Raw genomic sequence first — 13,724 nt, 5'->3', positions numbered from 1 at the left:
AGAGCGCCGCGCCCGCACCCCATTTCAGCAAGGAACAATCCCATGAATAAATCCATTGCAGCCCTTCTTGTTGCCGTCGCTGTGACTGGCGTCGCCTCCACGGCAAGCGCCGGCGGCAGCTACTACAAAGGCGTCAGCTCGACTCCGCTTTTCACGGGCCGCGCGGCGGCCTCGGCCGGTACCGGCGTTTCGGCGAGCACCGCCGACAATGGTGAATTTTATGCCGGCGTTGACAACAAGTCCGTCGATGCGGCGTCGACCGGCGCAATTGTCAATGGCCGCGCAGCCGTGAACGTCCCGGCCGCAGACGAACAGAACGCCCGTTAATCTGCCAATAGGTGAACCGAGCGACCCGGTCCCGCTGTGCGTGGAGCCGGGTCGCTTTTTATTTGGCGATGGCCGTCAGGCGGCAGCCGGCACACAGGCCTTGCCGCCCGTCTTTTCGATATCTGACGAATAGACCCGAATGCCGCCCTGCGCCCGCGCCGAAGTCAATGCAAGTTCGGCCTGGCCCAGCAATTCAGTGGCGCTCGTTGCGGCCGGGGTCAGCGCAATGCCGGCGGAAAGGGAGAGTGTTTCGCTTGTGAACGCGCGGCCGGGGGGAGTGATCGCCAGCTCCGCGACACTTTGATGGATACGCCGCGCAATCGTCTCGGCATTTTCCGCGGTGACGTCGTAGCAGACGAAAGCAAACTCCTGCAGGCCGACCCGTGCAACGAAGTCATTTTTCTTGATCGTCTTGCGGAAGACGGTGGCGAGCTCGCTCAGCACCTTTTGCGCCAGTGCGCTGCCATGTTGTTCTCCAAGGTCACGCAATCCCTCAACCGTTACCAGGACAAGTGCGGCGGACTGGCCGGATCGCTCAATCTCGAAAACGGCGTTAAGCCTTTTCGAAAGGGCCGCCTGGTTCGGAAGACCGGTCAGTCGATCCCGGTTAAGAGCCATGCGGCTTTCTTCCAGATCGCCTTCCAACTCGCCCAAGCGTTGAGAATGCATCTCTATCGCAGCGCGCAGCGCGGTTTCCTCATTCATCAGCAGCCCTGCTGCGTCGCGTAGCCGTGCCGCCTCATCGGCGAATTCCGACATGGTTGCGACCGGATCGGAGGCAAGGCGAGCGGCGAACCGCTGCAGTTGACCATTGAAGGCGTGCTTTCGCGCCAGCGCGTCGGCGAACATCGTCGTCAGTTCGCCGAGTGTCTGTTGCGCCTCCGCCCGTGCGCGGTCGGCCGCAAGCGCGCTGTGGCCGACCAGTTTGTGCTTGATGCCAAGTTCGTCCAGCGCCTCTTGCGTCGGCTCCGGACCCAGCGCCGCGAGATCGCACGACAATTGCGGCATCTGACCGGACAGCGCTTCATAAATCAGCTCGTAATTGCGGGGGAGGACAGAAACGCCGAGCCGCATCATGGAATGCGCCAGTTTCTGGATGATCGCTGCATTTCGTGCCTGCGATCGGGCGCGCGCCGTTGGAGGATGCTGGGTCATTACGGTGCCTTTGATACTGTCGAACTCGCTCCGCACTATCCTTGGCGCGAATTTAAGAGATCCTGAAAATAACCGGGCAATGGGAGCAAAATGCACGATATGGTTGCTGAATCATGATCGGTTCCGCCGAGGTGGTCGGTGCTGCTGTTTGCCGCACCGATTGTCACAGAACTTATCATTTTTGCCACCGCCTTATACTTGACTATTAAAGTCAGCAATTATATGCCGCCTCGCTGAAATAGGAGGCGGTTTTGAGCGCAGGCGATTTGTCGAATTTCCCCTTCTTCGCTGCGAATCTGGCCGCCTGGGGAGAACGGCCGGCACTGCTGTTTCCCGGAGGGCGGACCGTAAGCTATCGCGATCTGGCCGAGCGCGTCGATCGTCGGGCGTCGCATTGGCGCGGTGAACGCGGGCTGGTCATGCTGGAGGCGGATCTCTCGGAACACGCCATCGTTGCCTACCTTGCGGCGCTTAAAGCCGGACATGTGATTGCCATCCAGGGCCCCGGCACTCCAGACCGAACATTTCTGGAGCCGGAGTTTTGCTATCGCCGTTGTGACGGCCGCTGGCGGACGGAACGTTCGGCGGGAAGCAAGACACAGCTTCATCCGGATCTTGCGGTCCTGCTCTCGACATCCGGCAGCACCGGGCACGGCAAATGCGTGAGACTGTCTGCCGCGAACATTCAGTCGAATGCACATTCGATCGCCGATTATCTGGGCCTCAAAGCTTCGGATCGAAGCTGCCTCATCCTGCCGTTCCACTATTCCTATGGCCTATCTGTGCTGAACGCCCACTTGTCGGCCGGCGCAAGCCTTTATGCTCCGGGCTCCTCCATCCTCGATGACGGTTTCCTCGACGGGCTCGCCGAAAGCCGCAGCACCAATCTTTCAGGCGTTCCCTACTCTTACGATCTTCTGGAAAAGGTGGGTTTCCGCGAGCGCGAATTTCCAGACCTGCGCTTCATGACTGTCGCCGGAGGACGTTTGGCGTCCGAGAAGGTTCGTCTCTACAACGAACACCTCACCGCGCGGGGCGCTTCCTTTTTCGTGATGTACGGCCAGACCGAAGCGACCGCCCGCATGGCCTATGTTCCCCCTGATCGCCTCAGGGGCAGGGAAGACCTGATCGGCATCGCCATACCGGGCGGGAGCCTGAGCATCGAGAATGACGGGGGCCAATTGGTCACCGGCACGGATATGCCGGGCGAGCTCGTCTATCGGGGACCGAACGTGATGATGGGCTACGCTTCCTCGCGCGCGGACCTTGCGCGCGGATGCGAGTTTGCCGAATTGCGCACCGGCGATCTGGCGACGAAGGACGCCGACGGTTTCTTCCGGATCATCGGGCGGATGAAGCGGATATCGAAAATCGCCGGCCTGCGGATCGCACACGACAGTCTGGAGGTGACGCTCGAGCGCCGGGGCGTCACGGCAGCCGTCGTTGGTGACGATAGCTGCGTCCATGCCTTCTATGTTGGAACGCGCGATCGCGACGAAATCCGTGGAATGCTGGCTGCCGCAAGCGGATTGACCTTTTTGCAGGTGGAGGCTTCGCGCGTCGATGCGCTGCCGCGGCTCGCTTCCGGCAAGATCGATTACGAAGCTCTCCGCAAGGCGATGAAGGGGGACATCGGCTCCACCGCGGGCGAGGACGGTATCGAGGCGCTTTTCAACCAGGTCTTCTGCACGAAAAAGGTTCGACCCGGCGACAGCTTCCTGTCGCTTGGCGGCGACTCGCTGCGTTTCGTCCAGCTTTCGATCGGCCTGGAGAAGCTTCTTGGCGATGTGCCCGAGGCCTGGGAGAAAATGTCGGTCGCCGAGCTTGCGCCGCTGGGGCAGCGCGAAACCAAAGGCAGGCGCATCGCCACCGACTTGCTCATCCGGGCATTGGCGATCCTGCTTGTCGTCCTGCACCACGAGACCCTGTGGCCTATCCCCGGCGGATCCGCGGCAATGGTGATCCTCGCGGGCTTCGGCCTTGCGCGCTTCCAGCGTGGCGTGTTGCTGTCCGGCGCGGTGCTGCGGTTTTTGCGGCCGCTTACGCAGATCCTCGTTCCCTATTATCTGATCGTCGCAGCCTACGCCCTTGTCTGGGGGGAGGTGCCCTGGGCGTCCGTGTTCCTCGTCGGCAATTTCGGTTTTGCCGATCCAGAACGCCACAGCATGGTCCCTTACCTCTATTGGTTCATCGAGGCGTACTGCCAGATGCTCGTCGTGTTCGCGGGTTTGTTCGCAGTGCCATCGGTCCGGCGTGCGGCTGCCTTAAGACCCTACGCGTTCGGAATGGCGTTGCTCGCAGCAGCGCTCCTCGCCCGCCTGGCATTGCCGCTGGTCGTCGAGATGGGCAACCGCCAGATTTTCACGCTGCCGTGGATTTTCTATCTGGCGGTCATCGGCTGGTGCGCTGCGATCGCCAGTACTACTCTCGAGCGCGGCGTCCTGATGCTGGCCGGAGCCGGCATCTTCTTGTTCTTCGGGCTATATGAAGGCGTGTGGATCGGCACAAAGATCAAGTATCTGCTGCAGATCGCGGTCCTTGCCGCCCTGTTGTTCCTGCCGCACGTCAGGATGCCGCAATGGAGCGCGAAGCTGATCCTGCCCGTCTCGGCCGCCGGTTTTCATATCTACATTCTGCATCGTTTCGCGCCGGAACTCCTGCTGCTGCCAGTGCAGCCGCTGGTGTCGTCAACGGTTTATTCGCTGTTCTCCATCGTCGGCGGGATAGCGCTGGGCATGGCGGCCTGGTCTGGCCAGCGCCGCCTCATGAAGCTGTGGGCGCAGCTCACGGACGGCGGCGTTGGCTTGGCCGATTGGCAGAGCCGTCTCGCCGGGCAGCTTCCCTCAGTCCGCCCACTTCTGGCCATCGGTCCGCAGGAAGAAAACCAGGTCCAGCGTCAATGACGGTCGTCCGAGTGCGGTTAAGGTCGCATGCGCCTGGCCGCGGTGGTGGGTCTGGTGGTTGAAGAAGTGTGCGAGCGTTGGTCCCAGCCTCTGCGTGATTTCGCCTGGCACGCTGAGCGGCGAATAAGTGATTGGCGCCGCCAGGCGGGTCTCGTCGAGGCCGTCGGTCCAGGCGACGATGCGCCCGTCTTCCGCCACGCGTGCCGCCGTCAAGCCGGCGAGGTCGTCGTGGAGGATCGCGTCGAGCGCCGAGGGAGCTTCGCCCTCTTTGGTGAACCGTTTCATCCAGATGCGATCGGCTGCCAGCAAGTGGTTGAGCGTCCCGTGGAGCGAGCCGAAGAACGCGCCTTTGTTCTGGCGGAACTCCGCATCCGAAAGCTCGGCTGCTGCGGTGTAGAGCCGCCGGTTGGCCCAACGGTTGTAGTCGGCGAACATGCGAAAATGGTCGAGCATTGGTAATCCCTCTATGGTCGGGTCAACCTAAAGCAAATCGGCATTCCTGTGTCGAATGTCACTTATGAATTATGCTGATTTGATCCGCGTCGTGGTGCGGGGGCCTGCGTGCTGAGTACGACGGCTTGTCCGACTGCCGCCTCGATCTTCGCGGGGTCCCGGCGTTCCGTGACAGCGGCATGAAACTCGCACCAGCCGGGCCGAAACATCGCCGCGCCCCCTTGTTTTGCACGGAATTGGCGGCTAATGAACCGCCACTTCTCAAGAAACAAGGGATCTGAGCCAATGGCGATTGAACGTACTTTCTCGATGATCAAGCCGGACGCGACGAAGCGCAACCTGACCGGTGCCATCACCAAGATGCTGGAAGATGCCGGCCTGCGCGTCGTCGCTTCGAAGCGCGTCTGGATGAGCCGCCGCGAAGCTGAAGGCTTCTACGCCGTACACAAGGAACGCCCGTTCTTCGGAGAACTGGTCGAGTTCATGTCCTCCGGCCCGACCATTGTTCAGGTCCTCGAAGGCGAGAACGCCATTGCCAAGAACCGCGAAGTCATGGGCGCCACCAATCCGGCAAACGCCGCAGAAGGCACCATCCGCAAGGTCCATGCCCTGTCGATCGGCGAGAACTCGGTCCACGGTTCGGATGCTCCGGAAACGGCGGCCGAGGAAATCGCCTACTGGTTCTCCGGCACCGAGATCGTCGGCTGATTCACTTTCTTCGTTTCGGCCGGCAAAGGCTTGAAAAGACTCTTCGGAACCGGGGTGGCGACGCCCCGGTTTTTTGCTGAACGTCGCAGGTGGTTCCGGAACAAAGTCATGCTTGCTGCATGTCACGTCGGGCAGGCCGCCGTCTCGAAGCGCTCCGGCGCCCTGCCGCCGACGAAGACCTCCGGGTTCTTGTCGTAGGCCGGTCCCTCGACCAACGGCTTCGCCGGCATGATGTCCTGATCGACGTCGGAAACGACGGTTGTTTCCAATTTCTGAAGCGTGGCGCCATCGGGACCCCTGACCTCGATCGTCACCGCATAAGGCTTCTCTTTCTTGACGCAAGTTATATCCGGACTCTCCAGCACCACCTTGTCGAGCTTCGGAAAAAGTTTTCGTTCCAGTGTTAATGCCTCACCACCGGCCGGGTTTTCGAAACGGGCCACGACGACGCTGCCGTCCGGTACCGGCTCCGTCTTGTTGAGCGTGATCATGTAGGCGGCGTAGGCAAGCCGGTAGTTGAAGACAAACATCTTGCCGGTCAACTTCAGCGGGTCCGGCCCGGCTTCGCGCTGGCAGCCGGCAAGCACCGCCGCGGCAAAGAGAGCGGATAGGATGACGCGTTTCATGGCTGAACTCCCTGCCTGTTGCGGCGATAATGACGCCTTGCCTTCGTGCGGTTGCCGCAGACCGCCATGTCGCACCAGGTGCGGCTTTTGTTGCGGCTGCGGTCGAGAAACAGCCAGCAGCAATTGGGGCATATCTTCAGGCGGTCCGGCTCGGGATTGGCGATAAGGCTGAGTGCCGAATGCGCCGTCGCCACATCGAGCGATGTGCCTCGGCTGTTGCCCGCTGGCCGACGCAAGACGGCGGCAATCGCCTCGAGCAGGTCTGCCAGCAGATCAGGCCGGTCTTCGGCCTCGACTTGCGCCCGAAAATGGCGGTCCGTCGCCTCGCGCAATCCGATGAGTGATTTCCGGTTCTCCGGCGGCGCCGGAGCAAGCGTGCCGAAACGCTCCCTTTCGGCGCTGTAGAGACTTGCGGCCTCGGCAAAGGAGTCCATCGCCGCGGGATCCGCGAAGCGGTCGATCCGACGCTCGGGATCGAAGCGCAGAACCACGGAATTGGCGATATCCAGCGCCAGCGCGCCGCCCGAGAATCTATGTGCGGTCCAAGTGAAGCTCATGCGGAAATCCTAACTGGTAAAACAGATATTACCAGTTATATTGCTTGTGTCACCACGCGGATGTGCCATGGCCTACTTTCTTCAGCAGATAGCCAACGCCGTACCCGTCGCCGCGCTCTATGCGGCGCTGGCCTTCGGTTACGCGATTGCCTTTGCGGTCACGCGGAGGGCGGACCTCACCTACGGCGCGCTCTTTGCGTTCGCCGGTCAGATGTTCGTGCTTTTCGCAGATTTCGGCTGGGATCGGCTCTGGCTGGTCCTGCCGGCCGCACTTGGTGTCGGGGCGGCGGCGGCACTGACATTCGGACTTGGCGCCGGTCTGGTCGCCGGGCGCTATGTCATGCGGCCGCTGGCGTTTTCCTCGGCCAATGCCGTCGTCGTCGCTTCGCTCGGCAGTCTGCTGGTACTCATGGAAACGGCGCGGCTCGCGTCCAACACGCGAAGCCTTTGGCTGCCGCCCTTCCTGAACCAGGTCATCGTGTTCTGGCCGAGCCCCGAGTTTCCGGTTGCACTCACCGCCGTCCAACTCATCAATACCGCGCTGATGGTGGCGCTGGTCGCCGGCGGCCATTGGCTGCTTACCCACTCCTATGCGGGGCGCTACTGGCGCGCCGTTTCGGAGGATCGCGAGGCCGCGGCGCTTTGCGGCATCGACCCCGCAACCGTCTACATCGTTGCCTATGGCACGGCGTCGCTGATTGCTGCGTTCTGCGGAATCCTTGCCGCTTCCTACTATGGCAACATGGATTTCGGGACGGGCCTGACCTTCGGCGTCAAGGTCCTGTTCATTGCCGCAATCGGGGGGCAGACAGCACCACTGTTCGCCGCCCTCGGAGCAGCCGGGGTCGGCCTGCTCGAAACGCTGTGGAGCGCCTACGGCCCGATCCTGTGGCGGGATTTCGCTATCTTCGGCTTTCTGGTGATCGTGCTGGTCGTGACGCGCCGGGAAAAGGTCATTCCCTGATCAGTTCTTTTGCGACCAGCGGTCCCGGGCGGTGTCGTCGGCGTCCTTGGCGCTGACCCAGCCGCCGGCGCTGCCATCGGCATGGTGCTCCTTCTTCCAGAAGGGGGCCGATGTCTTCAGGAAATCCATGATAAAGTTGGCGCCGTCGAAGGCCGCCTGTCGGTGCGACGAGGCCGTCACCACAAGCACGATATTTTCGCCCGGCATGATCTTGCCGAAGCGATGGATGGCTGTCGCCGCCTGCAGGCCGAAACGCTTGATCGCCTCACGGCAAATGCGTTCGATTTCCGCCTCGGCCATGCCGGGATAATGCTCCAGCTCAAGCGCGCTAAGTGCGCCCGCCTCGTCGCGGCAAAGCCCCGAGAACGTCACAACCGCGCCAATGTCCGCGCGGTCGCGAGAAAGCGCGGAAACTTCGGCGGCGAGGTCGAAGTCTTCGCACTGGACGCGGACGGTGACGGGGGAAGTCATCGCCTCAACCGCCGGTCATCGGCGGGAAGAGGGCGATCTCACGCGCGCCGGCAATTGGCTCATCGTGGTCGACATGCTCCTGGTTGATCGCCGCGCGAATGACGTTCTGGTGTTCGAGCGCCACCTCGTATTGCTCGCCGAGCGTTTTCAGATGCGCAAGCAGATCGGCGACGGTCACCACATTCGCCGGAAGCTCCAGCGTTTCCTCACCCTTGCCGATACGTTCCCGCACCCAGGAAAAATAGACGAGGTTGATCGTATTCATTCATTGACCACATGTTTCAAACCGGCTCGGAAATAATCATAGCCGGTATAGAGGGTGATTGCAGCCGCGATCCACAGAAGCACAATGCCGGCCTCGGTGATATAGGGAACGACCTTGTCACCGGCCGGCCCGGCCAGCAGGAAGGCGATCGCCACCATCTGGATCGTCGTCTTCCACTTTGCGATGCGTGTTACCGGCACGCTGACCTTCAGCGCAGCCAGATATTCGCGCAGGCCGGATACGAGAATCTCGCGGCAGAGAATGATGATCGCGGCCCAGATCGACCAACCCGCGATCGTGCCGTCGGCGGCAACGAGAAGCAGGATCGACGCGACCAACAGCTTGTCGGCGATCGGATCCAGCATCCGGCCGATATTCGACGTCTGCTTCCAGACGCGCGCAAGATAGCCATCGAAGAAATCCGTAATCGAGGCGGTGATGAACAGGACGAGCGCGGTCCAGCGTGCGAAATCCGAGCTGTGGAGGCGACCCTCGACGAAGAAGCAGAAAACGATCAGCGGCACGATCAGGATACGGAAATAGGTCAGCAGATTCGGGACGCTATAGGCGATGGGCGTTGGCATGGACTCGGTTTCTCTGGACACGACAATCCCTCATTTCCCGCGATCTGGGGTTATCGGCGCGATCGATTCTAACGGTCGGAGCGGGATGCGGGCGGAAGGCGCCGGACGCCTTTCCTCATCCCCACCGGGTTTCAGGTGTACAGAATGACTTTGCGACCATAAGGTCAACAGGTCATTGTGTACCGGTTGTCATATTTGGCGGATTTCATCTGAACGCAGGCTGAATTGTCGTGCACTGCCATGATGCCTGGATCGGGCGCGCGGCGCTGCCGGGCACTATTTGACGCCGTCCTCGTGAAAGTGTTCGTAGACGAGGCGTGCGACCGCTTCCGATATGCCGTTGACCGCCATCAGGTCGTTGATGCCCGCCCGGGAAACCGCCTTGGCGGTGCCGAAGTGAGTGAGCAGCGCGCGCTTGCGCGTCGGCCCGATGCCGGTGATTTCGTCGAGGGGGTTTTTGACCATTTCCTTCTTCCTGCGGGCGCGGTGCGAGCCGATGGCGAATCGATGCGCCTCGTCGCGCAGTCTCTGAATGAAATAGAGGACCGGATCGCGCGGCGGCAGCGTGAAGCTCTCGCGCCCCGCGGCGAAAAAGCGCTCGCGGCCGGCGTCGCGATCGACGCCCTTGGCAACGCCGATTGCAGTTACGCAGTCCTCGACGTCGAGTTCCTTGAGTATCGCGCGGACGGCGGTCATCTGGCCCTGGCCGCCGTCGATCAGGATGACATCCGGCCAGGCCGGGAATGCGCTGTCGTCGCCGGGTTCAGCGCTGCGATCGGGTTTGCCTTCCTCCTTCAGAAGGCGCGAGAAGCGCCGCGTCATGACCTCGCGCATCATCCCGAAGTCGTCGCCCGGAGTGATATCGGTCGATTTGATGTTGAACTTGCGATACTGGCCTTTGACGAAACCATCGGGACCGGCGACCACCATGCCTCCGACGGCATTCGTACCCATGATATGCGAGTTGTCGTAGATCTCGATGCGGCGCGGCACCTGTTCCAGGTGGAAGGTCCTGGCAAAGCCTTCGAGCAGCCGCGCTTGCGATGCCGTCTCGGCAAGCTTGCGGCCATGGGCCTCGCGCGCGTTTGCGAGCGCGTGATCGACGAGATCCTTCTTCTCGCCGCGCTGCGGCACCAGGATCGATACCTTGTAGCCGGATTTCTCGCTGAGCGCCCGGCCGAGCAGCTCCTGTTCCTCGACCGCCTCGCAAAGCAGGATCTGCCGCGGACAAGGTTTGTCGTCGTAGAACTGGGCGAGAAAGGCGCTGAGGACCTCCGACGAAGGAAGCGACGGATCGGCCTTCGGGAAATAGGCGCGGTTTCCCCAGTTCTGTCCGGTCCGGAAGAAGAAGACCTGTATGCAGGAAATCCCGCCTTCGTGATGAATCGCGAAGACGTCCGCCTCCTCGACACCTGCCGGATTGATGCCCTGGTAGCTCTGTACGTGGCTGAGCGCCGCGAGGCGATCACGGTAGAGCGCGGCACGCTCGAAATCGAGATTCTCCGATGCTTCGCTCATGGCGGCCGCGATCGTCGCTTTCACAGCCTGGCTCTTGCCGGAGAGAAAATCCTTTGCCTCGCGAACGAGCTCCGCATAGTCGGCATCGCTGATTTCGCCGGTGCAAGGCGCCGAACAGCGCTTGATCTGATAGAGCAGACAGGGGCGGGTGCGCGTCTCGAATACGCTGTCCGTGCAGGTTCTCAAGAGAAAGGCGCGCTGCAGAGAGTTGATCGTCCGTCCGACGGCGCCGGCCGAGGCGAAGGGGCCGAAGTAATCGCCCTTGCGGCTGCGGGCCCCGCGATGCTTGAAGACCGCCGGCGCCCTGCTGTCGCCAGTGACGACGATATAGGGGAAGGATTTGTCGTCGCGCAAAAGCACGTTGAAGCGTGGACGCAGCCGCTTGATGAGGTTGGCTTCGAGCAGCAGCGCCTCGATCTCCGTCCGCGTCGTGACAAACTCCATATTCGCCGTCTCGCGAATCATCCGCGAAATGCGGTTGGAATGGCCGCGGCCCTGTGCGTAGTTGTTCACCCGCTTCTTGAGGCTGCGGGCCTTGCCGACATAGAGCACGTCGCCGGCGTCGTTGAACATGCGGTAGACGCCCGGGCCGTTCGGCAAAACCTTGACGAAGGCCTGAATGAGCTCCGCGCCCTTGAGGCCTTGCGTTTCGACGCGGTTCTCCGCCCAATCGATCGTCGGCGCCAGCCGCTCGCCTTCCGTCACATCGAGCAAATCGTCGTCGTCATCGGTTTCGCTGCCGTCGTAAAGGATGCCGCCATCGGTGGGCGTCTGCCCGTTCATTCCACTATCTCCCGAATATCCGGCGTCTCCCAGGCAAGGTGCTGGCCGCCGTCAAGCGCGATCATCTGTCCGGTAACCGACGGCGTGTCGAAAAGGAAGCGGATCGCGCGTCCAAACTCGTCGAGCGCCGGACCGCGCTTGAGGATCAGGGCGTCGACCTGCGCCTGGAATTCGCTCTGTTTCTGCCGTTCGTTCGGCAGTGTCGGCCCCGGTCCGATGCCGTTGACGCGAATATGCGGGGCAAGCGCCTGCGCCATCGTCTTGGTTGCCGTCCACAGTGCAGACTTGGAAAGCATATAGGAATAAAAGCGCGGATTTGGAGACCAGACGCGCTGGTCTATGATGTTGACGATAAGGCCGGAAACGTCGTCCGGCCGCTGCCGGGCAAAGTCGCGCGCAAGCAGGGAAGGGGCCTTGACGTGCAGCGCGAAATGACGCTCCCAAACATCCTCGTCGAACTCCTCCAGACTGTCCTTCTTGAAGATCGAGGCATTGTTGACGAGCAGGTCGAGCGGACCAACCAAAGCCGTCGCCTCCGCGATGATCCGTGACGCGGCAGCCGAATCGGTGAGGTCAGCTTTCAGCGCGACCGCCTTGGCGCCTTTCGCAGTGAGGCTCTTCGCCAGCGCATCTGCTTCTGCGATCGATCCGTTTGCATGGATGGCGACGGCGAAGCCGTGCGCGACGAGATCTTCAACTATTGCCTTGCCGATGCGCTTGGCGCCGCCGGTTACAAGCGCCGCCTTGAGTGTTCTCGTCAACTTTTTCCCGTCCCTCGAATCCTGTTCTGGCTGGACGAAGATATAGGCAAGAACCGCCAACCTGAAACTATCCGAAGGGATTCATTTCGGAAAAATTAATGCAAAGCCGATAAGTTGTATTAATTTGAAGTGCTATAGTATATATTTCGTTAAACTGTATTATGGTTAATAAATACCCTGTGTCGCGTAGGCAACACCTAATTTCAGCCACGTCCGCGCCGCCAAAATTTCACATTTTAGCTCTTGAGAATCCGTATTTTCTGATCAATTTCCACTCGACCGGGCGGGTTAATCACAGAATGTCCGGTGCTCCGCAAAGATACAATTGCATCGGAGCATCGGTTGAAAAGGAGAATAGTATGCGTACGCTGACCACCACCCTCATGGCTTCGGCCATGGCTCTCGTTGCCTTGCAGGCCGCCCACGCCGCAGACGTCGTCGAAGAGGTTCCGGCTGCCCCGGCTGCCGAATATACCGAACCGGTGACAAAGGATTGGTCGGGCGCCTATGTTGGCGGCACTGCGAGCTGGCATCACGGCGAAGCCGATGCGACCGGCGGGAACACCTCCGCCGGTTTCGGCGGCGGTCTCTATGGCGGCTACAACGTTCAGAGCGGCCAGATGGTCTACGGCGGTGAAGCCGACGTGAACTATGCCGGAAACGACTCCCACTCCAGCGGTCGCAGCGTCACACAAGGCGTCAATGGTTCGGTCCGCGGACGCGTCGGTGTCGATCTGAATCCGGTCCTGCTTTACGGCACCGCCGGTGTTGCTCTGGGCAATGCCAAGCTTAGAACAGCGGCCGGTGCCGACGACAAGACCCTTGTTGGCTGGACAGCCGGCGCCGGCGCCGAAACCTTCGTGACGGACAACGTCACGGCGCGCGTCGAATACCGCTACACGGATTACGCTTCCAAGGACTTCCGCGCCGGCGGTACCAGCGTCTCCTCCGGCTACGACGAGCACAGCGTGCGCCTCGGTATGGGTGTCAAATTCTGATCGGCTGACGCCGCATCAGCGAAAAGGCCGGGGTGACCCGGCCTTTTTTCATGCCTTGAATTTGGAATAGTCGGGAAAGTACTTCTCGAACTTCGCCGGCCAATTCTTGAGCTTCGGTCGCCCTTTCTGCCATTCGCCGGCGAAACGCAGTTCGATGTAGCGCAACAGGGCTGCTAGCGCGAAATGTCCAGCGTTGAGCTTGCCGCCGGTCTTGGGCAGGTTGGCGTTCAGGTAATCCAGCCCACGCTCGACTTTTTCCCATTGGCGGTCGATCCAGGGTTGATGCACCTTCTCCGGCGGGTGAAAGCGCTTTTCGTAGACGATTGCAAGCAGGCTGTCGCAGATGCCGTCGCAAAGCGCCTCGAAGATTTCTACTTCGGTGCGCTTGGCTGCGTTCTTCGGATAAAGCTTGCCCTTCGTTTCGCGGTCGAGGAAATGCATGATCGCCCGGCTGTCGTAGATCGCCTTGCCATCCGCGGTAATCAAGGTCGGAATCTTGCCCAGCGGATTGTTGCCGATCAGTTCAGGCGGATTGGCGTTGGTGTCCGTCAGCACGCTTTCCGCGGCGATGCCGATATGGTGCGCGGCCATGCGGACCTTGTTCGAATAGGGGGAGGCAGGCGAATAGAGTATCTTCATTCGAAGTCTTTC

15 protein-coding genes are annotated in these 13,724 nt (G+C 61.2%); 5 read left to right on the top strand and 10 right to left on the bottom strand.

The window, feature by feature from the left end:
* Positions 1 to 42 precede the first annotated feature (42 nt).
* Positions 43 to 327: a hypothetical protein gene (locus GHK62_RS23585; RefSeq protein WP_153441481.1), complete on the top strand. Its 285-nt coding sequence runs from the start codon at positions 43 to 45 to the stop codon at positions 325 to 327.
* Between the two features lie 75 nt (positions 328 to 402).
* Here GHK62_RS23585 and GHK62_RS23580 read toward each other — a convergent pair whose 3' ends face one another.
* Entirely contained in the window at positions 403 to 1,482 is a 1,080-nt protein-coding gene (locus GHK62_RS23580) for a GGDEF domain-containing protein (protein WP_153441480.1), read from the bottom strand.
* Positions 1,483 to 1,733: 251 nt separating this feature from the next.
* Here GHK62_RS23580 and GHK62_RS23575 point away from each other — a divergent pair, with 251 nt between their 5' ends.
* Positions 1,734 to 4,385, top strand: a complete 2,652-nt coding sequence (locus tag GHK62_RS23575) for an AMP-binding protein (RefSeq protein ID WP_153441479.1) — start codon at positions 1,734 to 1,736, stop codon at positions 4,383 to 4,385.
* Here the strand turns inward: GHK62_RS23575 and GHK62_RS23570 are convergent.
* Complete coding sequence (locus GHK62_RS23570) at positions 4,326 to 4,838, bottom strand: DinB family protein (RefSeq protein WP_153441478.1); 513 nt, start codon at positions 4,836 to 4,838, stop codon at positions 4,326 to 4,328. The two genes, GHK62_RS23575 and GHK62_RS23570, sit on opposite strands and share 60 nt — an antisense overlap.
* Before the next feature lie 285 nt (positions 4,839 to 5,123).
* On the opposite strand from GHK62_RS23570, the gene ndk reads away from it, so the two are divergent.
* A complete protein-coding gene (gene ndk / locus GHK62_RS23565; protein WP_153441477.1) occupies positions 5,124 to 5,546 on the top strand; it encodes a nucleoside-diphosphate kinase in 423 nt (140 codons plus the stop codon).
* 122 nt (positions 5,547 to 5,668) lie between these two features.
* On the opposite strand, the gene GHK62_RS23560 is transcribed toward ndk, so the two are convergent.
* Both GHK62_RS23560 and GHK62_RS23555 read right to left on the bottom strand, forming a co-directional pair.
* Positions 5,669 to 6,172, bottom strand: a complete 504-nt coding sequence (locus tag GHK62_RS23560; RefSeq protein WP_153441476.1) for a lipoprotein — start codon at positions 6,170 to 6,172, stop codon at positions 5,669 to 5,671.
* Entirely contained in the window at positions 6,169 to 6,729 is a 561-nt protein-coding gene (locus GHK62_RS23555; protein WP_153441475.1) for a CGNR zinc finger domain-containing protein, read from the bottom strand. The genes GHK62_RS23560 and GHK62_RS23555 overlap by 4 nt, the downstream gene beginning before the upstream one ends.
* A gap of 67 nt (positions 6,730 to 6,796) precedes the next feature.
* Here GHK62_RS23555 and GHK62_RS23550 point away from each other — a divergent pair, with 67 nt between their 5' ends.
* Positions 6,797 to 7,693, top strand: coding sequence for a branched-chain amino acid ABC transporter permease (locus GHK62_RS23550; RefSeq protein ID WP_153441474.1), 897 nt, complete (start codon positions 6,797 to 6,799; stop codon positions 7,691 to 7,693).
* Here the strand turns inward: GHK62_RS23550 and GHK62_RS23545 are convergent, their stop codons facing one another.
* The 5 genes from GHK62_RS23545 to GHK62_RS23525 form a co-directional block, all read right to left on the bottom strand.
* Positions 7,694 to 8,164, bottom strand: coding sequence for a molybdenum cofactor biosynthesis protein MoaE (locus tag GHK62_RS23545; RefSeq protein WP_153441473.1), 471 nt, complete (start codon positions 8,162 to 8,164; stop codon positions 7,694 to 7,696).
* A 4-nt stretch (positions 8,165 to 8,168) separates the two neighbouring features.
* Positions 8,169 to 8,429 carry a molybdopterin converting factor subunit 1 gene (gene moaD, locus GHK62_RS23540; protein WP_153441472.1) on the bottom strand — a complete coding sequence of 87 codons (261 nt, stop codon included), beginning with the start codon at positions 8,427 to 8,429 and terminating at the stop codon, positions 8,169 to 8,171.
* A complete protein-coding gene (gene pgsA, locus GHK62_RS23535; protein ID WP_153441471.1) occupies positions 8,426 to 9,013 on the bottom strand; it encodes a CDP-diacylglycerol--glycerol-3-phosphate 3-phosphatidyltransferase in 588 nt (195 codons plus the stop codon). The genes moaD and pgsA overlap by 4 nt, the downstream gene beginning before the upstream one ends.
* Positions 9,014 to 9,289: 276 nt before the next feature.
* A complete protein-coding gene (uvrC, locus tag GHK62_RS23530) occupies positions 9,290 to 11,314 on the bottom strand; it encodes an excinuclease ABC subunit UvrC (RefSeq protein ID WP_153441470.1) in 2,025 nt (674 codons plus the stop codon).
* Complete coding sequence (locus GHK62_RS23525) at positions 11,311 to 12,075, bottom strand: SDR family oxidoreductase (protein ID WP_153441469.1); 765 nt, start codon at positions 12,073 to 12,075, stop codon at positions 11,311 to 11,313. Before GHK62_RS23525 ends, uvrC begins: the two co-directional genes overlap by 4 nt.
* A gap of 359 nt (positions 12,076 to 12,434) precedes the next feature.
* On the opposite strand from GHK62_RS23525, the gene GHK62_RS23520 reads away from it, so the two are divergent.
* The gene (locus GHK62_RS23520) at positions 12,435 to 13,073 is read left to right on the top strand and encodes an outer membrane protein (RefSeq protein ID WP_153441468.1); all 639 of its coding nucleotides are present in this window, start codon (positions 12,435 to 12,437) and stop codon (positions 13,071 to 13,073) included.
* Between the two features lie 48 nt (positions 13,074 to 13,121).
* On the opposite strand, the gene GHK62_RS23515 is transcribed toward GHK62_RS23520, so the two are convergent.
* Positions 13,122 to 13,712, bottom strand: a complete 591-nt coding sequence (locus GHK62_RS23515; protein ID WP_153441467.1) for a glutathione S-transferase — start codon at positions 13,710 to 13,712, stop codon at positions 13,122 to 13,124.
* Between the last annotated feature and the right edge of the window lie 12 nt (positions 13,713 to 13,724).

This window comes from Sinorhizobium terangae, assembly GCF_009601505.1.
GTDB lineage: Bacteria > Pseudomonadota > Alphaproteobacteria > Rhizobiales > Rhizobiaceae > Sinorhizobium > Sinorhizobium terangae.
This window is presented reverse-complemented; position numbering and strand designations above follow the sequence as displayed.